Source organism: Agrobacterium sp. 22094 (assembly GCF_052046015.1).
Taxonomy (GTDB): Bacteria; Pseudomonadota; Alphaproteobacteria; order Rhizobiales; family Rhizobiaceae; genus Agrobacterium; species Agrobacterium cavarae.
In genome coordinates, this window is the sequence record NZ_JBQEPX010000006.1 from 69091 (window position 1) to 89547 (window position 20457).

Consider the following 20457-nt stretch of genomic DNA (forward strand, 5'->3'; position numbering starts at 1 on the left):
GGGGGAAATATATCGATATCGTCGTCAACCAACGCACAAGTTGCTGGCTCTCGCGACGACCCTCACAGGGCCGGCGGGGGTCGCTTGCGCCGAATTTGGGAGGTTAGACGTGCCACTGATAAACTACATCACCCGTGTCCAGTTTGGATATGGTGCGCTTGAACTTTTGGCAGACGAGCTTGCACTGGCAAAAATCGACAGGGCGCTGATTGTCAGCGACAAGCCGATTTCGGCGCTTGGGATGGTAGAGCGGGTTTGCGCGCTCGTCGGCAACAAGGCTGCAGGCATCTATGACGAAACGCCGGGCAATCCCAACGAAGTGGCCGTACGCGCGGCAACCGAGCTTTTCGTCTCCAGCGGCGCGGACGGTCTGATCGCAATCGGCGGAGGCTCAGCGCTCGATCTCGCCAAAGCGGTCGCGGTGATGGCAGCGCATGACGGACCGCTTAAGACCTTTGCCGCAATCGAAGGCGGCACGGAAAAAATCTCCGCCAAGACATTCCCTGTGATCGCCATTCCAACGACATCCGGCACGGGAAGCGAAGTCGGGCGCGGCGCGATCATCATCCTCGAGGACGGCCGCAAGGTCGGTCTCCTATCGAACTATCTCGTGCCGAAAGCTGCAATCTGCGATCCGGAACTGACGCTCAGCCTCCCTGCCATGCTGACAGCGGCAACCGGGATGGATGCGATTTCCCATTGCATCGAGACCTATCTCGCCCCCTCCTTCAACCCGCCAGCCGATGGTATCGCGCTTGAGGGGCTGCGCCGTGCCTGGGGGCATCTTGCAGCCGCCACCTCAGAACCTGGCAACCGTGAGGCCAGGCTCAACATGAGTATCGCCGCGACCATGGGAGCAATGAGCTTCCAAAAGGGTCTTGGCTGCGTTCACAGCCTCAGCCATTCATTGGGCGGCCTGAACCCTAAACTGCACCATGGTACGCTGAATGCGATTTTCTTGCCTGCGGTTCTGGAGTTCAATCGCTCGGCACAGACGGCAATCGCGGAAGACAAGTTCTCCCGTCTGGCTCATGCCATGGGTCTTGCCGGTCCCGACGACGTGGTGCCTGCAGTGGAAGCCATGACACGGCGCATCGGTCTTCCCGTCAAGCTCTCCGAGCTCGGCGTTGAAGAGAGCCTGTTCCCCGCAATCATCGCCGGCGCGCTGAAAGATCACACCCATAAGACCAATCCGCGCGAGGCTTCCGACGAAGATTATCAAGCGATGCTCTCACGATCCTACTGACATCACACACAGGCCCATGGCGCATTTTGACCGGCTGCGGAGCCAGGGTTGGGAGCCCTGAGCGCCGCGTGCGGCTTGCCTTTTACCGGGCGGCCATATGCCGGGCACCATGACCGCGCGCGTGACCTGACTTGCAGACAACTGACTACTGTGGAGGAAATCATGTCAACAACAGACAAAGGAAGCCTGGAGGCTTCCACCATGAAAGCCGTTCTCTGGCGGCTCATTCCCTTTGTTATGCTTCTTTATTTCATAGCCTATCTGGACCGCGTCAATATCGGTTTTGCAGCGCTGACCATGAACGCGGATCTCGGTTTTTCCGCGACCGTTTATGGACTGGGCGCCGGCATCTTCTTCATCGGCTATGCGCTTTTCGAAGTGCCGAGCAACATCTTTCTGCACAAGCTTGGTGCGCGAGTATGGATCGCGCGCATCATGATCACCTGGGGATTGTTGTCCGGTGCCATGGCATTCGTCACGAATCCCACCAGCTTCTACATCATCCGCTTTTTGCTCGGTGCCGCCGAGGCTGGCTTCTTCCCCGGCATCATCCTGTACCTCACCTACTGGTTTCCGGCCAAGACGCGCGGTAAGGCCATTGGCCTCTTCATGGTTTCCATCCCGTTGTCGGCCATGATCGGCGCGCCGATCTCTTCAGCCCTTCTCGGCCTCGACTGGTTGAGCATGCGGGGCTGGCAGTGGATGTTCATTTTGGAAGCGATTCCCGCGGTTATTCTCGGCATCGTCACGATCTTCTACCTGACAGACCGCCCTGAACAGGCAAAGTGGTTGTCGCCAAGCCAGCGTGACTGGCTTTCGGCCAAGATGGCCGCCGAAAGGGGCGCGATTGCCAATCAGCATGGTGAGAAGTCGCTGAAAGCAGCCCTCCTGGACAAGAAGGTTCTCGGCTTCGCATTCATCTATTTCTGCGTCGTGCTGGGTTCCTATACGCTCGGTTTCTGGCTTCCGCAGATGATCAAGAGCTTCGGCGAGATGAGCAACTTCCACATCGGACTTGCGACAGCCGGCGTCAACATGTTCGGCGTGGTGGCGATGATCTACTGGACACGCCGCTCCGATGCGCGGCAGGAACGTCTTGGCCATTTCGCCTTCGCCGTCATCCTCGCAGCAATAGGCTTTGGTGTCTGCGCGGCGACACTTTCGACCCCGATCGTGGCCGTGATCGCTCTGACCTTCGCCGGCATGGGCATCTTCTCCGCCCTTCCCACCTTCTGGGCACTTCCGACGACCTTCCTGACAGGTGTCGGCGCGGCTGCAGGGATTGCACTTATCAACTCCATCGGCAACCTTGCCGGTTATCTCGGACCCTTCGTCATGGGTTATTTGAAGGATCAGACCGGCAGCTACTCGGCCGGATTGGTCATCGTCTCAGCACTTCTCGCCTGCGGTGCTCTGAGCCTTCTCTTCGTCACCCGGATGAAGGCACCATCTGCAAACACGCAGCATCCCGCCTAACCCAATCGTCCTCCCGCGGACCAAGACGCTCCCTCGTTCTTCGAGGGGGCGTTTTGTATGTGCTGCGGCTGTGCTTTCGCGTCTTTCGCTGATCGGCCTGAACTGCATGCCGATATCTGAGTTATCGAGTGGATGACCGTTCGAAACAATGAAATCAGAGCTAGGATAGCGAGATGCAGATAGACCATTTTATCCCTTCGCCAAGCGACTGGGTTCCCAATCATCCTACTTTGCCAGTTCTGGTCTATAGCCAGATCCGGGCCGATGTGGATTCATCGGCTTTCGAGGACATGTTCCACGACAATGGCTGGACCGGCATCTGGCAAAACGGTGTCTTCGCCTACCATCACTATCACAGCGGTGCGCACGAGGTCCTCGGCGTCGGACGCGGTGAGGCGAAGCTGCAGATCGGTGGACCGGATGGAAAGTTACTGGATGTGAGGCAAGGCGACTGCCTGCTTCTGCCTGCGGGAACGGGGCATAAGCGGCTGGAAAGCTCGAGCGATTTTCAGGTGGTCGGTGCTTACCCGCCAGGGCAGGAGGCAGACATTCAACGCGACGCGCCGAATGAGAAGATGCTGGCGCTGATAAAATCTCTTCCTGTTCCCGAAACCGATCCGGTCCTGAAAACATCCGGCGGCTTGGTCGAACTCTGGCGTTAGGCGATAACAACGATCAAAGGTGACGAGGCCTCTGTCTTGAATGACGAGGCCTCGCCGTTTTTTACATCATGAAAGCAGAGGCACCAGCGCGCTGACGCTCTGCTTGGCGTCGCCATAGAACATGCGGGTGTTCTCCTTGAAGAACAGCGGGTTCTCGATACCGGAATAGCCGGTGCCCTGGCCGCGCTTGGAGACGAAGACCTGTTTTGCCTTCCACACTTCGAGCACCGGCATGCCGGCGATCGGGGAGTTTGGATCCTCCTGCGCCGCCGGATTGACGATGTCGTTGGAGCCAATGACGATGACGACATCGGTGTTCGGGAAATCGTCGTTGATCTCGTCCATTTCCAAGACGATGTCGTAGGGCACCTTGGCTTCGGCAAGAAGCACGTTCATATGGCCCGGTAGGCGGCCTGCAACGGGATGGATGGCAAAACGCACGGTCTTGCCAGCTGCGCGCAGCTTGCGCGTCAGTTCCGACACCGCGGCCTGCGCCTGCGCAACCGCCATGCCGTAGCCCGGGACGATGACGACACTGTCGGCCTCGTTGAGAGCTGCAGCAACGCCTTCGGCATCGATCGCCACCTGTTCGCCGCTGATTTCCATTGCCGGACCGCTTGTGCCGCCAAAACCACCGAGGATGACCGAAATGAAAGACCGGTTCATCGCCTTGCACATGATGTAGGACAGGATCGCACCCGAAGAGCCGACCAGCGCACCGGTGACGATCAGAAGATCATTGCCAAGCGTGAAGCCGATCGCCGCTGCCGCCCAGCCGGAATAGCTGTTGAGCATCGAGACCACGACCGGCATATCGGCGCCGCCGATGCCCATGATCAGGTGATAGCCGATGAAGAAGGCGAGCAGCGTCATCAGCACCAGCGTCCAGGCACCCGCGCCGTTGCAATAGAGGATGAGCAGAAGAATGGAGAGCGCCGCAGCCCCTGCATTGAGGATGTGCCCGCCCGGGAGCTTCTTTGCCTTGCCATCGACCTTGCCGGCCAGCTTGCCGAAGGCAACCACCGAGCCGGTGAAGGTGACAGCTCCGATGAAGACGCCGAGGAACACCTCGACCTTCATGATCGCCAGTTCCACCGGCGTCTTGTGCGCCAGAAGTGCAGCAAACCCGGTCAGCGCCGAGCGTGACGCTTCATCGAGAGAAGCCACATGCGCTTCTTCGATATGGGCGTTGAAGCCGATGAAGACGGCTGCCAGACCGACGAAGGAATGGAGTGCGGCCACGAGCTGCGGCATTTCCGTCATCTGCACGCGGCTTGCCACGAAGTGGCCGAGAACCGCCCCGCCTGCCAGCATCACCAGCACGATGAACCAGTTGCCGACATCCGGTCCGAAAACCGTAGCGATGATCGCGAGCGCCATGCCGGTGATGCCGTACCAGACGGCGCGTTTGGCGCTTTCCTGGCCGGAGAGACCGCCGAGCGAAAGGATGAAAAGAACCGCAGCGGCAACATAGGCCGCCGAAACAATACCAAGTGTCATGATTATCCTCTCACCCGGCTCAAGACTTCTGGAACATGGCAAGCATGCGCCGTGTCACGAGGAAGCCACCCACGATATTGATCGTCGCAATCAGCACCGAGAGTGCCGCCAGAATGACGACAAGCCAGTTGCTCGAACCGACCTGCAACAACGCCCCCAGGATGACGATGCCCGACACGGCATTCGTCACCGCCATCAACGGCGTATGGAGAGAATGGCTGACATTCCAGATGACCTGGAAGCCGATGAAGCATGCCAGAACGAAGACGATGAAGTGGCTCATGAAGCTTGCAGGCGCATAAACGCCGACGAGAAGAAGCAGTGCCGTGCCCACAGCCAGAAGAGCGACCTGATTCCTGGTCTGGGTCTTGAACAGCGTGATTTCCTGCGCCCGCTTTTCCGCAGGCGTCAGCTCCTTGGCTTTCTCCTTCGGCTTCTGCGCGGCAATGGCCTTGATCTTCGGCGGCGGCGGCGGATAGGTAATCTCACCCTCATAGGCAACCGTTGCACCACGGATGACATCGTCTTCCATGTTGTGCACGACCTGCCCATCCTTGCCCGGCGTCAAATCGGCCATCATGTGGCGGATATTGGTGGCATAGAGCGTGGAGGCCTGGGCCGCCATGCGGCTTGGAAAATCCGTATAGCCGATGACGATCACACCGTTGTCCGAAACGATGCGTTGATCGGGAACGGTCAGATCGCAGTTCCCGCCGCGTTCCGCAGCAAGATCAACGATGACGGAGCCGGGCTTCATTGCCGCGACCATATCGGCGAGCCAAAGCTTTGGCGCATCGCGACCCGGGATCAGCGCCGTGGTGATGACGATGTCGATCTGCGGCGCAAGCTCGCGGAATTTGGCCAGTTGCTTCTCGCGGAATTCAGGCGATGACGGAGCGGCATAACCGCCGGTCGCAGCACCATCCTGCTGCTCGGCGAAATCGAGATAGACGAATTCAGCGCCCATGGACTCGATCTGCTCCGCCACTTCCGGGCGGACGTCGAAGGCGTAGGTAATCGCGCCAAGCGACGTGGCGGTGCCGATCGCAGCAAGACCCGCAACACCTGCGCCGATGATCAGAACTTTGGCTGGCGGCACCTTGCCCGCCGCCGTCACCTGACCGGTGAAAAAGCGGCCGAAATTGTTGCCCGCCTCGATGACAGCACGGTAGCCGGCGATGTTTGCCATGGAAGACAGGGCATCCATCTTCTGGGCGCGCGAAATGCGCGGCACCATGTCCATGGCGATGACGGCGGCACCCTTGTCCTTTGCCTGTTGCAGAAGCGTCTGGTTCTGTGCCGGGTAAAAGAAGGAAATCAACGTCTTGTCCGGCGAAAGCCGATCGATCTCGGAGGCTTCCGGCGGGCGAACCTTGGCGATGATATCGGAACCCGAGTAAAGCGCATCGGCGCTCTCCACCACTGTCACGCCCGCTGCTCGATAAGCCTCGTCGGAGAAACCGGCAGATTTGCCAGCTCCGGTTTCGATGAGGCATTCATAGCCCAGTTTCTGCAAGGCCTGAGCGCTATCCGGCGTCATCGCGACGCGCGCTTCGCTCTCATATATTTCTCTCGGTGCACCTAGTCTCAAAAGTCCCTCCCTTAAACCCGAAACACTGCAATGACGTCGTCTCATATCGACCCGGGCATCGGCCCGAAAATCGACGTCGATTTTTGGACAGCCCAATGCACAGGCTCAAAATGGAGAGCGGCCTTTGTGCGTCCTAACGGACTTAAGACGCTCTCGTCGATGACGGTATTAACACAGTCGCGAGTGCCGCCAAGGCCGCTACAGCCGCAAATATGTAAAAGTTCCATTCAGGCGCAAGATTTGTGCTGGCGATGAAGCCGCCTAGCAACGGGCCTGTCAGCGCGCCGATACGGGAGAAGCTCAGCGCAAAACCCGTGCCCGCCGAACGGATTGTGGGATCAAGCCGCTGCGCCAGAAATCCGGTAAGAATGAGGGACGCAGACACCGTGCCGAAACCGGCTATGGCGACGAAGACGTAGTTCAGGAGAATAGAACTCTTGAAGGTGAGTGCGGCGATGCCGATGGCACCGACCAGATAGGAGAGCGCGACTGTGCGCTTGATCCCGAACCTGTCGGCCCATGTGCCGAGCACGATACCACCAATGGCCGAGGACAGGCTGAAGACCGCGAGGAAAAGCAGGCTATCGCCCAAATCGTAGCCGTTCTTGCGCATGATCTGCGGCAGCCACTGCGCCAGGCCATAGACGAGAAGAAGCCCGAGAAACAGACCGACCCAGAAGCATATCGTCTCAAAGGCCTTGTCGCGGGCAAAGATGGTTTTCAAAACAGCCGACCAGCCCGGGCCTTTCGGGTTTTTTTGAACGGTCTTCGGAACGGCGATACCCATGCGCCTTGCCGTTTCAGCAGCCTCTTTTTGCTTGCCGCGCAAGACGAGACTTTCAACGGATTCAGGCAGCAGGAAATAGAAGACCGGCACCACGAGAAGCGGTGCTGCACCGAAGAGAACGATCACCCGCCATCCATAGTCTGCGAGAAAACCCCGGCTGAAAAGCGCCGCCGCCAGAATGCCGAGCGAGTAACCGGAATACATCAGGCCATAATTGAAGCTCTTGCGGCTTTTGGGCGAGTACTCCACCGTGAGCGCCGCAGCAACGGGAATGATGCCGCCAAGGCCGAGACCGGCGACGAAGCGACTGACCGCAAACCAGAATGGTGTCGGCGCCAGTGAGGTCGCGATCATGCAGGCGGCAAACAGGCTGAGGCAGCCCATGAAGAGCGGCTTGCGGCCATAAAGTTCGCTCAGCGTGCCAACGACGATGCCGCCGATCAGCATGCCGATCACGGTATAGCTTCCCATAGCGCCCAGTTCGAGCGGCGTCAGTTTCCAGACTGGATCGGTCGCAAGGGCAGGAAGAATGGCGCCGAGAACGCCAACGTCGTAGCCTTCCGCGAAGATAGCGAACCAGCAAAGCGCCACCACTAGCAGGCTCTTACGCGATGAGATTTCTGCAGGCGTCGCTGCAGCGTGAGACGGTCGTCCGATGGACTGTGTCATGACAAAGTTCCCCCTTGTGCACGAGACCAGGCCCCGCGCATTCGACACGAATTGAAATGGTGAAATGGGGACGGTCGCCCTTCCCAGGGCGCCGCCGTTCTTATGGTTATAGCTTCGCCGCCAAGGCTCAGAGCGTCGCGACGGTCTTCAGGGCGCCATCGAGCGCAATCCCCTGCTCATCCAGAAGTGCTGCCTGCCGCAGACGTCGCATCCAGGCAGCCCCATCCTCACGATCGCGCAGCAAGGGCAGCGCCGACATAACGCGATCGAATTTGGACAGGCCACGCGAATGCGTATCCGAATAACCCTTCACCAGACGGCGGTTACCAAGGACCTCCACAGCGAGATCGTAATTGGCGGCCAAGACCTCTTCCGCTTTTTGAATCCAGGCATCGCGGTGAGCAACTTCGATATGGTGGCGCAAGCTGCCCCGGCGGAAGCGTCGCAAAGCGGACGTGGAGTAAAGCCCGAGAAACCAGAACAGAGTGCCGGTCTTCACGCGCCTGCCCTTGTCGATACGGCGATTGAGGAAAGCGAAGAGTTTCGGGCTGTTTTCGATCCACTGGCCAAGCCTGCGTGGAAGCGTGCCGCACACTTCTTCCATGCGCGGATGCATGTATTCCGTCGTGTAGAGCAGCTGATCGCCCTTGACGCCGACTTCCTTGCGCACGCGCTCGAAGCGGGCGGAACGTGTTTTCAGATCTGCGACACGGATGACGTCATCATAGGCCATGGCGACAGCCAGATACTTCGCCGCCTGCGTTGTGAAAGCATAATCCCTGTCTGCGCCACCTTCGGCGGCATCTACCTTATGAAGCGAGGCCACCCTTGTCAGGTACTCGTCTGCGTAAGCCGGATCCTGAAACTCCGTCAGCTTCTTCACACCGGCATAGAGCATGGAATGCGCGTTTGGCGGAAACTCCGTGCGAATGCGACCAATGAGTTTATCCAGCGCGGGATGTCCGGCGGAAGCGGGCAGCTCTTCCAGCTTCTTGATGGGGGTGGCGGAAAGCTTGTCATTCTCGCCCTTGGTCGCCCGCTCGTGAGCAGCGTTGAAGGCGCGAAGGCTGGCCTCGATCCCCTTGCCGCCAGATTTGATCGTCTCTTCGAAGACATCCTTGGAAAAGGGCAGCGCCTTGGAGGCCGCCAACGCACCGAAAAGCGCAGACGACACGACGCTGCCATTCTTCACCGCCAGGGTATCCATGTCGAAAGCGATCGTCTTCTTGGCGGCAAAGTCCGTCGCATCGACCACGACTGTGGGATCACCGATACCATCGCCCGGCTTTTCCTTTTCCCCAACCGCGTAAGAGCGATGAGTTGAAGCGATCAGCAATGTCTTGTCGGGCGTGACAAGGCCGCGAATGACCGAGCGGCCAGCCTCCATCAATTCGGCGGCAATGACGATATCGACGTCGCCGGGTGTCGGCATCAAAGACAGGATCGGCTTTTCGCCCTCACGGGCCTTGAGCAATTCGAGATAGTAGATGGTTGCGCCCGTGCGCTGGGCAACACCTGGGACCGAGGTCGTCTGAGCAACCCATCCCTGGCCCTCGGCAAGCGATATGATCCAGTCCGCCAGGACACCGCCGCCCTGGCCACCCATGGCGAGGATGGCGATCGAAAGCGGCTTGTCGGCGGAAAGGACGGACGAAAAATCTGTTTGCAGGCTATCCATGATGATCTTCCCTCCTTACGCCGGAAACACAACGCGCGACGCGTTTCTGCGCTTTTGCAGCCACTGGATGACCGCCGACCGCAGGCGATAGAGAAACCTGTCGGTCTTTGTCGGATTGTGGATGACATCGGCCCGGTAGAAGGATGGGCAGAGCACCGCGGCTTCCGAGACTTCCCCGCAGTTCCCGCAACCGACACAGGAATTATCGATCGCCGCGACCGGATCGTCCTTCAGCGGATCGTCGGTATGCTTGACGGAAAGCGACGGACAGCCGGACAGGCGGATGCAGGCGTGATCGCCGGTGCAGACATCCTCATCCACGCCGAAGCGTTCCTTGACCATGCGCTTGCCGTCCTTCACGGCCTTGGCAAATTGCGGTTTGACTCGGCGCTGTTTGTTCAGCATGCATTCGGAGGAAGCGACGATGATCTTCGGACCCTTCTCATCCGTCGTCAGCGCCTCTTTTAACGTGTCGCGCATCTTCGCAACATCATAGGTGCGGTCGATCTGCTTGACCCAGGTGGCGCCGATGCCCTTCACCGCTTTGACGATCGAATTGTTGGTCTTGCGGTTGGGATTGTCGGCGCGCGACGACAGGACGTCCTGCCCGCCCGTTGCGGACGCATAGTAATTGTCGACGATGATCGTCACGCCATCCTGCTTGTTGAAGACGGCGTTGCCTACGGAAGTCGCAAGACCATTGTGCCAGAAGCCACCATCCCCCATCACCGAAATCGAGCGCTTGTCGGCTTCGACGTTGAATGCCGAGGCAGAGGCCGGGCCAAGGCCGTAGCCCATCGTTGTGCCGCCAATATTGAAGGGCGGCAGGATGGAGAAGAGGTGGCAGCCGATATCGGCCGATACATGGTGTGGTCCAAGTTCTTTCTCAACCAGTTTCATCGCAGCGAAGATGGGCCGCTCGGGACAGCCGGTGCAGAAGCCGGCCGGACGGGCTGGCACGACCTCCGCCAGTGCCTTCACCTTCGGATCGCTCAACACGGCAGAAGGATCGGGAACTGGTGGGCGATTGCCGAGAAGCTGCGGCGCGTTGACCTCGAGAAACCCGGTCAGCCCCTTGATCAGTACCGGCGTCGTATACTCGCCGCCCATGGGCAGCAGGTCTTTGCCGGATACCTTGGTCTGGATGTCGCGACGGCGCATGAGCGTGTGGAGCGCCTGCTCGATATATTCAGGCGCGCCCTCCTCCACCATCAGCACCGCCTTCTTGCCAGCGGCAAACGCGATGATTTCGTCATCGATCAACGGGTAGGAGACATTCATGACATAGAGCGGGATGCGGCTGTTGCCATAGACATCGGCGAGGCCGAGATGCTGAAGCGCCCGCATGGTGCTGTTGTAGAGACCTCCCTGAAGGATAAGACCAACCTCGCCTCCGGATGGGCCGAAGAACTCGTTCAACTGGTTGGTCTTCACGAACTCGACTGCCGCTGGCCAACGACGCTCCAGCTTGTCCTTCTCGTGCTGGAAGGACGCAGGCGGCAGAACGATGCGGTTGAGATCGCGCACCGGATTTTCCAGCGCCTGTTTCAGCGTGTAGGACGGACGCTTATTGTCCTTGGCAACGAACTGGCCATGAACGTGACAGCTGCGGATACCGACCTGCAGCATCACAGGCGTGCTGGACGCTTCGGAAAGCTCAAAGCCCTTTTCGACGGCATCGACGATGGAGGTCAAATTCGGACGCGGCGTCAAAAGCCACATCTGCGATTTCATCGCAAAGGCGTGGCTGCGCTCCTGCATGATGGAGGAGCCTTCGCCATAATCCTCGCCGATGATCACAAGAGCGCCACCGGTCACTCCACCGGAGGAAAGGTTGGAGAGCGCGTCGGAGGCCACATTGGTTCCAGCCGTGGACTTCCATGTCACCGCACCGCGGACCGGATACATGACAGAGGCAGAGAGCATGGCCGCGGCTGCCGCTTCGGACGCCGAGGATTCAAAATGAACGCCCAGTTCCTCCATCACATCCTTGGCGTCTGCCAAGACATCCATGAGGTGGGAAATCGGCGATCCCTGATAGCCGCCGACATAGGACACGCCGGATTGCAGCAGCGCCTTGGTAATGGCGAGGATCCCCTCGCCGCTGAAGATTTCGCCTTCACCGAGCTTGAGATCTTCGACCTCGCGCGCAAATGACCGTTCGGCCATGGTGGTTCCCCTTATGACTATTACGCCTTTATATGCAAAATCATATTTCTACTTTCGAGCAGATGTCAACAGGGAAAGATTTAAGCCTAAAGTAATTTCAAAAACTCGATATCAAGCCTCTAAACTGCATATTTTTGCACGGCTATACAGGCAGAGCCATATGCATATGCACATTTCTTGCGCAGATCGGCGCCACGGCGCAACTTTTCCACCCCAGTGGCGCGGAGCCAACGCCAGCACAGTTGATTTCCTTTATGCTTGAAATATCATCGAATTGGGTGGCGGCACAAAGGACCATTCCGAGGCTCGTCCTCACGGCTGTTCACGAGACCTTCGACCATGTCGCGGGTCACACGGCACGTACGCGTCAAGACATGCCTCTGCTCTGTCGCAATGTCTGCGAGGGCGTTTCGCCGTACCTTTCTCGATAGGCAAGGGCGGCACGGCCGAGATGGCCGAGACCGGAGGAGAAGACGGCGTCTGCGACACTGATATCGGCAGATGGCGCCAGCAAGGTTTTGCGCAAAAGCTCCAGGCGTGCATCCTGCACCGCCTCCATCAAGGTCTGGCCCTTGGCCTTTCGATAGCTGTCCTGAAGGGTGCGCAGTGGAACGCCCGCCGCCTCAGCAATATCGGTTGCGGTGATGGAACGCTCGGCATTGGCCCTGATATAGTCTTCGGCGCGCTGAACCGGTACTGGACCCGCACCTGGACTTGATCGTTGAAGAAGACCCTTGCGGTTATGCGGCAGTCCGCTCAACAGGAGGTTGATCAGCCCGTCCCGAAGCATGATCCGATAGGCCTCGGAAAAATGCCCTCTGTCCTTGGCGGCTCCTGACATCAGCAAGCTGTGCTGAAAGATCCCCTGCCCGATTCCGGAGGTCAGATCGATCGCCGGTTCGAACTCGATGCGCTCGGATCGCTCATGCGCCAGGTTCTCGAAGTGGCTTTCCACCAGATCGCGCTCCAAAAGCACGATCAGCTTCTCGCATCCCTCCGCCCAGCGCATGCGGGTCGAGAGCGTCGGCGACAGAAGCGTTGCCGTGCGGCCTTCTGCAACATGGGTCTCATCATTCCCGCAACGAACGACGGCACTGCCCTTTATCGGAAGCTGCAGAAGAAAGAAGCGCGAAAGCTCGCCCGGATCGATTTCGACAGCGGAACCATAGGAGACGACATTGATGGAGTGGCCCGGCTCCTCCACCACATCGTGAACCGCGTGAAAGCCGCTTTTCCAACGTCCATCGACGAGCAGAAAATGCGGACAGAATATCCGTCCGATCGCTTCGCGCGCCTCGTCCACGTCGTGGGTGTCTACCACAGGACAGGCTCCTGGCTGCTGCTTGCCGATATCGATCATCAGTCACTCGCCGAAATGACAAAAGTGAAGTTTCAGACCGCCTGTTGCCGAAACTGGACAAATCCCTGCGCAATCTGGATTGCCGATTGGACCTGTTCGCCGGAACATCATGGAAAGTTTAAACATAAAACGAATGCGAAATCCATTCGCAAAGGGAACAAAAACATGAGCAGTGAGGAATTCCGCGCCGGCATGCGCAAGCTGACCGGCGGTGTTACCATCATCACCTCCATGGATGCAGAGGGCAACCGCTGCGGACTGACGGCCACGGCCGTCTGTTCGCTGTCGACTGAGCCTCCATCGCTTCTGGCCTGCGTCAACCGGTCGAGTTCGGTGGCCGCCGTGGTGGAAGCAAGCGGCGTCTTCGCCGTCAACGTTCTGTCACTCGATCAGCAGCCAGTGGCGGAAGTCTTTGCCGGGCGTGCTGGCCTCGTGCGTGAAGAACGCTTTGCCGCCGGCGAATGGATCAAGGGTATCATCACCGGCGCGCCGGTTCTGTCGCAGACCTGCGTCTCCTTCGAATGCGAGATCGCCGAGGTCAAGGAATTCGGCACGCATCTGATCCTGATCGGCACCGTCGCCAAAACCCATTGCGCACCGGAAGACGATAATCCGCTGATCTACGGCAACGGCGCGTTTTTGACGGCAGCGGTTCCGCCGCAGGCAGCCGCCTGACATCCACTCACAATTTCTGCTGACATTTGCAAGGAGACGACGATGCGCGGACTTCAAGGGAAAACTGCGATCATTTCCGGCGGCGCGACACTGATTGGCGAGGGCATTGCCAAGGTGCTTACCGGTTACGGCCTTTCGGTGGTGATTGCCGATATCAATGAAGAGGCAGGTCAGGCAGTGGCTGAACGCGCGGGAGAGAAGGTCCACTTTATCCGCACCGACATTACCAGCGATGCCGACATCGGCGCGCTCGTTGAGAAGACGGTCCAAGCCACCGGCCGCCTCGACTTTCTCGTCAACGTCGCCTGCACCTATCTCGACAATGGCGTTGAGACGAGCCGGGCCGACTGGCTAAAGGCCTTCGACATCAACGTCGTCGGCTCGACCGCTCTCATGCAGGCAGCCCACAAGCACCTCGCCAAGAACAAGGGCGCCATCGTCAATTTCGGCTCGATCTCGTCGCGCGTCGCACAGACCGGACGGTGGGTGTACCCCGTTTCGAAGGCCGCGATCCTGCAATTGACCCGCAACCAGGCCATGGATCTGGCGCCTGACGGCATTCGCGTCAATGCCGTGTCTCCCGGCTGGACCTGGAGCAATGTGATGGTCGAGTTGACCAAGAACACCCGCGAAAAGGCAGACAGCGTCGCCAAGGATTTCCATCTGCTGGGACGCACCGGCAGCCCCGAAGAAGTGGCGGAAGCCGTGGCATTCCTCCTCTCCGACAATGCGAGCTTCATTACCGGTACCGATATTCGCGTCGATGGCGGCTACACCGCCATGGGACCGGAACGCAACGAGCCGGCTATCCCGCGCCTCATGGATTGAGCCGCGCTGAGATCAATAAACGGGAACATCACAGCGGAACTTGAGAAAACAGGGAGAATGGAAATGACGAAGAAGCGCAGTTTCACCATTGTTGGCGGCGGCCAGTCCGGACTGCAACTCGCCTGTGGCCTGCTGGATGCGGGGCACGCGGTTCACATCGTACAAAACAGAACGGCAGAAGAGATCGCCGCCGGTCGGGTTCTGTCCAGCCAGTGCATGTTCGATAACGCCTTGCAGAATGAGCGCGAACTCGGTCTGAACTTCTGGGGCGACAGCTGCCCCACCGTCGATTCGATCAACTTCGTGGTTCCGGCACCCGATGGCGGCAAGGCCATCGAATGGAACGGAAAGCTCGACAGCAAGGCCCAGAGTGTGGATCAACGCGTCAAGATTCCGCGCTGGCTGACGGAATTCGAACATCGCGGTGGGCAGTTGACCATTCATGATGCCGGGATCGAAGACCTCGAAACCTATGCGCGGGAAAGCGATCTGGTGATCGTCGCCGCCGGCAAGGGCGATATCGCCAAGATGTTCGAGCGCGATCCGCAACGCTCGCCCTATGACAAGCCGCAGCGCGCATTGGCGCTGATCTATGTGAAGGGCATGGCGCCGCGCCCCGGCCATTCGGCGGTCAATTTCAATCTGATCCCGGGCGTGGGGGAATACTTCACCTTCCCGGCGCTCACCACCACGGGCGCCTGCGACATCATGGTGTTCGAAGGCATTCCCGGCGGCCCAATGGACTGCTGGAAGGATGTGAACTCTCCGGACGCGCATCTCGAAAAGTCGAAATGGATTCTCGACACCTTCCTGCCTTGGGAGGCGAAGCGCTGTACCAATGTGTCGCTGACGGACGACAATGGCCGCCTGGCAGGAGCCTTTGCTCCGACGGTGCGCAAGCCGATCGGTAAGCTGCCATCGGGAGCGACCGTCCTTGGCCTCGCCGACGCCGTCTGCCTCAACGACCCGATCACCGGGCAGGGTTCGAACAACGCATCGAAAGCGGCGAAATATTATATGGACGCCATCCTCGCCCATGGCGACAGGCCGTTCGACGACGCCTTCAAGCAGGCAACCTTCGAGGCCTATTGGGACTATGCGCAATATGTGGTCGGCTGGACGAATGCGCTGCTCGCGCCACCACCCCCGCATGTACTCAACATCATGGGCTCGGCCCAGGCCTATCCCGCACTGGCAAAGCGCATCGCCAACGGCTTCAACGATCCGCGCGACTTCTTCCCTTGGTTCGCCGTCCCGGAAGAAGCCGATGCTTATCTGACGAAGCTTGCCGCTTAAGGCTTTTCACGAATTGACAGGCCGTGCATCCGTGCGGCCTGTCAGTCTTCCAGTGGTTCTTTCGGCAGGCGACGATGGGTCGCGGCACTCAACGCCGCATGCTCGTAGATTCCGGTCATCAAATCGAGCGTGGTGGTGGCGTCTTCAAGACGATGGCGTAGCTCCGGCACGGATTGAACCGCCTTCGCCAGTAGTGAGGCGCGCACATCCGCATAGCGATCGGTCACCAGCTTGCCTTTCTCCGTCACGCTGTAGACGACGCCAGATCGTCCGCTGCCGCTCTTTTGAACCAGACCGGCTGCGATCAGCTTTCGCAGGCTATACTGCATGTTCGGGATGTCTTCGCGATTGGCCAGTCGCGCCAGATCCTTGATCGATTTCGGCCGCTCATTCATGCGGATGATATGCAGCATGGCGTTTTCCGGACCACTCACCGCAAGATCGACCACAGAACCCAGACATTCTGCCTGCCATCGGCCAAAAGCCTCGAAGGCCCGCATCAACGCGAATTCGGCCTCCGCCAGATCGACTTCGACGGGTGTGCGGGCCAGATGCCAACGCCGGTCCAGTGCCGGGTCCTGATCCTGCTTTTCGTCGCCGCCCTTCTGCTTGCTCATCGATCTCGTCGCCCTGCTCTTGCTACTGCATCGGCCCGAAAATTGGCCTCGATTTTCGGAAAAGCACGATGCGTCGATTCAAAAAGGTAAAGCGTCCTTTGCGCGTCCACTAGGACGCACAGCACTTTAGTGCCTTTGTGATGGCTCGATTGCCCATTGACAAGCTTCAAGTTTAAAATAGACTTTCTATTGTAAATTCTATTAGAAAAATGGGGAACCAACCATGACGGAGAACTCGATGTTCGCCGCCGGGCAGTTTTTGCTTGGCACATTCGCATCCAATTGCTCGGGCGGCATGTCCGTGACCAAAGTGCCGGAGCGCTGGGACAACAGCTGGACCAACAATCTGAAGCTCGCCCGCCTGCTGGATGATGCCGGGATCGACTTCATGCTGCCGATCGCCCGCTGGATCGGTTACGGCGGCGAGACGAATTTCCACGGCAACGTGCTGGAAACAATGACCTGGGCTGCCGGATTGCTGGCCAGCACCCGCACCATCAATGTCTTCGCCACCATTCATACCGCCGCCAATCATCCGGCCGTGGTGGCAAAGCAGATCGCCACCATCGATCAGATCAGCAACGGCCGCGTCGGGTTGAACATCGTGGCTGGCTGGAACCAGCCGGAATATGAGGCGCTGGGCCTCAATCTACCCGCGGATCATGAAAGCCGCTACGCCTATGCCGAAGAGTGGTTCGATGTCGTCAAGGCCCTCTGGCAAAAGGAGGAAGCGTTCGATTACGACGGGACGTATTTCCACCTAAAGAACGTCCTGGGAGATCCCCGCCCTTCCCACAAGGTGCCGATCCTGAATGCCGCAGGCTCCGGACAGGGCCGAGACTTTGCCCTGCGCAATGCCGATTTCCTCTTCACCCCGGCAATCGATCTCAGCCGCTCCACCGCGGAGATTGCGGAGTTGAAGGCAAAGGGTGCGGAAGCCGGCCGTAATACCGGCGTCCTGACCTTCTCACACGTCGTCTGCCGTCCGACCGAAAAGGAGGCGAACGACTATCTGCAGCATTTCGGCAAGGACAATGCCGACTGGGGCGCGGTGGATAATCTGGTGAAGCTGCAATTTGCCCATGCAAATTCCTTCCCACACGATCTTCTGGCACTCATCAGAGATCGCATGGCAGCCGGCCACGGTGGTTTTCCGCTGGTCGGAACCCCGCAACAGGTGGCAGAGGGCCTGGTCTCGCTGTACAAGGCTGGCTTTGCCGGGACGACGCTCTCCTTCGTCGATTACGCCGAGGAGTTCCCATACTTCCGGGATGCCGTTCTGCCGCTTTTGGAGCAGGCGGGCATTCGTGTGCCTGTCGTAAGACAGCACGCCGCTCTTGCAAGCTGAGCTATCAAGGCTTGCGACCCCTTGTATTGAAAACAAAGGCTTAGCGCGCCTGTGGCGGAAGCTTTGGGCATACGAACCCTAATTTCCTAAGGTCGCAGGCACCACCCCTGCGGCCATTTATTTTAAGCCTAAAATAAAATTTGATATATGCATCTGCATACTTGACAGTCCCGATATCGAAAATTAGTTTAATCTTCAAATAAGCACACATGACGGTGCACTCAAAGCCACGGAGGGTTACATGCGTATCGTTTGTATCGGTGGAGGCCCAGCAGGGCTTTATTTCAGCCTACTGATGAAGAAACTGCATCCCGAACATCATATCCGCGTCGTCGAGCGCAACCGTCCCTATGACACATTCGGCTGGGGCGTCGTCTTCTCCGACCAGACCATGGCGTCCATGCAGACGTGGGACAAGGAAAGCGCTGACGAAATCCAGCAGGCGTTCAACCACTGGGACGACATCGAGGTGCTCTTCAAAGGCACGCGCCAGCGCACCACTGGCCACGGCTTTGTCGGCATCGGCCGCAAGAAGCTTCTCAACATTCTCCAGAGCCGCTGTGAGGCGCTCGGCGTCGAACTCATTTTCGAGACCGATGCGGGCGGCGACCAGGATTTTCCGGACGCCGATCTGATCATCGCCTCCGACGGCTTCAACTCCAAGGTTCGCAACCGCTATCCGGACGTTTTCGAGCCGGATCTCGTCAAGCGCCCGAACCGCTACATTTGGCTTGGCACCAACAAGCTGTTCGACGCCTTCACCTTCGACTTCCGCAAGACCGATCGCGGCTGGTTCCAGGCGCATATCTACAAGTTCGATGAGAATACCTCGACCTTCATCGTCGAAACCACCGAGAAGGCTTACGAGGACCATGGCCTCGGCCAGATGACCCAACAGGAATCGATCGATTTCTGTCAGAACCTCTTTGCTGAGACGCTTGAAGGCGCGGAGCTGATGACCAATGCGCGCCATATGGTCGGTTCCGCCTGGTTGAACTTCAACCGGCTGATCTGCGGCAAGTGGAGCCACTTCAACGGCAACTCCCATGTGGTGCTGATGGGCGACGCCGCTCACACCGCGCATTTCGCCATCGGCTCTGGCACGAAGCTTGCGATCGATGATGCAATCGAGCTTGCCAACCAGTTCAACAAGGCTGGCCACGGCAAGGACAGCATCGCCGATGTGCTGAAGACCTATGAAGACATCCGCCGCGTCGACGTGGCCCGCATCCAGAATGCCGCCCGAAACGCCATGGAATGGTTCGAAGTCGTCGGCGATCGCTACGCCGATACGCTCCCGCCGGAACAATTCATGTATTCGATGCTGACCCGCTCGCAGCGCATCAGCCACGAGAACCTGCGTCTGCGCGACAAGGAATGGCTCGAGGGTTACGAGCACTGGTTCGCCCGTCACTCGGGCCTCGCCGTCAAGGAGAATGAGCGCTGCCTGCCGCCAATGTTCACACCCTATACATCCCGCGGCACGACGCTACCAAACCGCATCGTTGTCTCTCCCATGGCAATGTATTCGGCGACAGACGGTCTACTCGACGATTTCCATATGGTGCATCTTGGCGCCCGCGCGCTTGGCGGTGCCGGTCTGGTCTTTGCTGAAATGACCTGCGTCTCTCCGGATGCCCGCATTACCCCCGGTTGCCTTGGGCTGTGGAACGACGAGCAGACGAAGGGCTGGAAGCGCTTTGTCGATTTCGTCCACACCAATAGCGCCGCCAAGGTCGGCATCCAGCTTGGTCATGCAGGACGCAAGGGCGCAACCGAACGGGCGTGGGATGGTATCGATCAGCCTCTGGAGGAAGGCGGGTGGCCGCTTCTCTCCGCCTCGGCGATCCCATACTTGAAACACAGCGTCGTTCCGAAGGCCATGGACCGCGCCGATATGGACCGGGTAAAGGCCGATTTCGTGGCCGCCACGCGGCGTGCAGCGGAAGCCGGCGCCGACTGGCTGGAATTCCACGCAGCCCACGGCTACCTGATCTCCTCCTTCCTGTCGCCGCTGACCAACCGGCGCGAGGATGAGTACGGCGGATCTTACGAAAACCGTGCTCGCTACCCGCTGGAAGTTTTCGCCGCCGTGCGTGATGCCTGGCCGGAAGACAAGCCGATCTCGGTTCGCCTGTCCTGCCATGACTGGACGGAAGGTGGAAATACGCCGGAAGATGCCGCGATCTTCGCCAGGATGTTCAAGGACGCAGGCGCAGACCTGATCGACTGCTCATCGGGCCAGGTCTGGAAAGAGGAAAAGCCGGTCTATGGACGCCTGTTCCAGACGCCCTTCTCCGACAAGATCCGCAACGAGATCGGCATTCCAACCATTGCCGTCGGCGCCATTTCCGAGGCCGATCACGCCAACTCCATCATCTCCGCAGGCCGTGCCGATCTCTGCGCCGTGGCGCGTCCTCATCTGGCCGATCCCGCCTGGGCTCTCCACGAGGCGGCGAAGATTGGCCTGAAAAACGTGCCCTGGCCGAAACAGTACATGTCCGGCAAGTTCCAGTATGAGGCGAACCTCGAACGCGCCAGCGCGGGCAAGTGAG

Annotated in this window: 15 protein-coding genes; 8 read left to right on the forward strand and 7 right to left on the reverse strand. The window is 59.0% G+C overall.

What is annotated here, in order from left to right:
• The first annotated feature begins 109 nt into the window (after positions 1 to 109).
• The 3 genes from ACTJK5_RS20900 (at position 110) to ACTJK5_RS20910 (ending at position 3384) form a co-directional block, all read left to right on the forward strand.
• Positions 110 to 1246 (forward strand): iron-containing alcohol dehydrogenase, encoded by a 1137-nt coding sequence (locus ACTJK5_RS20900; protein WP_440613144.1) that lies wholly within the window; start codon positions 110 to 112, stop codon positions 1244 to 1246.
• Between the two features lie 162 nt (positions 1247 to 1408).
• On the forward strand, positions 1409 to 2722 hold the full coding sequence (locus ACTJK5_RS20905; protein WP_236769815.1) for an MFS transporter: 1314 nt from the start codon (positions 1409 to 1411) through the stop codon (positions 2720 to 2722).
• Between the two features lie 173 nt (positions 2723 to 2895).
• Positions 2896 to 3384 (forward strand): cupin, encoded by a 489-nt coding sequence (locus ACTJK5_RS20910; RefSeq protein ID WP_153312822.1) that lies wholly within the window; start codon positions 2896 to 2898, stop codon positions 3382 to 3384.
• Positions 3385 to 3450: 66 nt separating this feature from the next.
• On the opposite strand, the gene ACTJK5_RS20915 is transcribed toward ACTJK5_RS20910, so the two are convergent.
• The 6 genes from ACTJK5_RS20915 to ACTJK5_RS20940 form a co-directional block, all read right to left on the reverse strand.
• Complete coding sequence (locus ACTJK5_RS20915) at positions 3451 to 4884, reverse strand: NAD(P)(+) transhydrogenase (Re/Si-specific) subunit beta (RefSeq protein ID WP_112956938.1); 1434 nt, start codon at positions 4882 to 4884, stop codon at positions 3451 to 3453.
• Between the two features lie 19 nt (positions 4885 to 4903).
• Positions 4904 to 6475, reverse strand: a complete 1572-nt coding sequence (locus tag ACTJK5_RS20920; RefSeq protein WP_111850819.1) for a Re/Si-specific NAD(P)(+) transhydrogenase subunit alpha — start codon at positions 6473 to 6475, stop codon at positions 4904 to 4906.
• Between the two features lie 142 nt (positions 6476 to 6617).
• Positions 6618 to 7931, reverse strand: coding sequence for an MFS transporter (locus ACTJK5_RS20925; protein WP_111850818.1), 1314 nt, complete (start codon positions 7929 to 7931; stop codon positions 6618 to 6620).
• Positions 7932 to 8058: 127 nt separating this feature from the next.
• Positions 8059 to 9609, reverse strand: coding sequence for an indolepyruvate oxidoreductase subunit beta family protein (locus ACTJK5_RS20930; protein ID WP_113225938.1), 1551 nt, complete (start codon positions 9607 to 9609; stop codon positions 8059 to 8061).
• Positions 9610 to 9624: 15 nt separating this feature from the next.
• A complete protein-coding gene (locus tag ACTJK5_RS20935; RefSeq protein WP_113225937.1) occupies positions 9625 to 11778 on the reverse strand; it encodes an indolepyruvate ferredoxin oxidoreductase subunit alpha in 2154 nt (717 codons plus the stop codon).
• A 367-nt stretch (positions 11779 to 12145) separates the two neighbouring features.
• On the reverse strand, positions 12146 to 13138 hold the full coding sequence (locus ACTJK5_RS20940) for an AraC family transcriptional regulator (protein WP_062427691.1): 993 nt from the start codon (positions 13136 to 13138) through the stop codon (positions 12146 to 12148).
• 165 nt (positions 13139 to 13303) lie between these two features.
• Here ACTJK5_RS20940 and ACTJK5_RS20945 point away from each other — a divergent pair, with 165 nt between their 5' ends.
• The 3 genes from ACTJK5_RS20945 (at position 13304) to ACTJK5_RS20955 (ending at position 15937) form a co-directional block, all read left to right on the forward strand.
• Positions 13304 to 13813, forward strand: a complete 510-nt coding sequence (locus ACTJK5_RS20945) for a flavin reductase family protein (RefSeq protein ID WP_062427690.1) — start codon at positions 13304 to 13306, stop codon at positions 13811 to 13813.
• Between the two features lie 42 nt (positions 13814 to 13855).
• Positions 13856 to 14641, forward strand: coding sequence for an SDR family oxidoreductase (locus ACTJK5_RS20950; protein ID WP_113225936.1), 786 nt, complete (start codon positions 13856 to 13858; stop codon positions 14639 to 14641).
• A gap of 63 nt (positions 14642 to 14704) precedes the next feature.
• Positions 14705 to 15937 carry a styrene monooxygenase/indole monooxygenase family protein gene (locus ACTJK5_RS20955; protein ID WP_113225950.1) on the forward strand — a complete coding sequence of 411 codons (1233 nt, stop codon included), beginning with the start codon at positions 14705 to 14707 and terminating at the stop codon, positions 15935 to 15937.
• A 41-nt stretch (positions 15938 to 15978) separates the two neighbouring features.
• Here ACTJK5_RS20955 and ACTJK5_RS20960 read toward each other — a convergent pair whose 3' ends face one another.
• Positions 15979 to 16554, reverse strand: a complete 576-nt coding sequence (locus ACTJK5_RS20960) for a winged helix DNA-binding protein (protein WP_062445153.1) — start codon at positions 16552 to 16554, stop codon at positions 15979 to 15981.
• Between the two features lie 223 nt (positions 16555 to 16777).
• Between ACTJK5_RS20960 and ACTJK5_RS20965 the strand changes: the two genes are divergently transcribed.
• Both ACTJK5_RS20965 and ACTJK5_RS20970 read left to right on the forward strand, forming a co-directional pair.
• Entirely contained in the window at positions 16778 to 17902 is a 1125-nt protein-coding gene (locus tag ACTJK5_RS20965) for an LLM class flavin-dependent oxidoreductase (RefSeq protein WP_440613145.1), read from the forward strand.
• 241 nt (positions 17903 to 18143) lie between these two features.
• The gene (locus tag ACTJK5_RS20970) at positions 18144 to 20456 is read left to right on the forward strand and encodes a bifunctional salicylyl-CoA 5-hydroxylase/oxidoreductase (RefSeq protein ID WP_440613146.1); all 2313 of its coding nucleotides are present in this window, start codon (positions 18144 to 18146) and stop codon (positions 20454 to 20456) included.
• Position 20457: the final 1 nt, after the last annotated feature.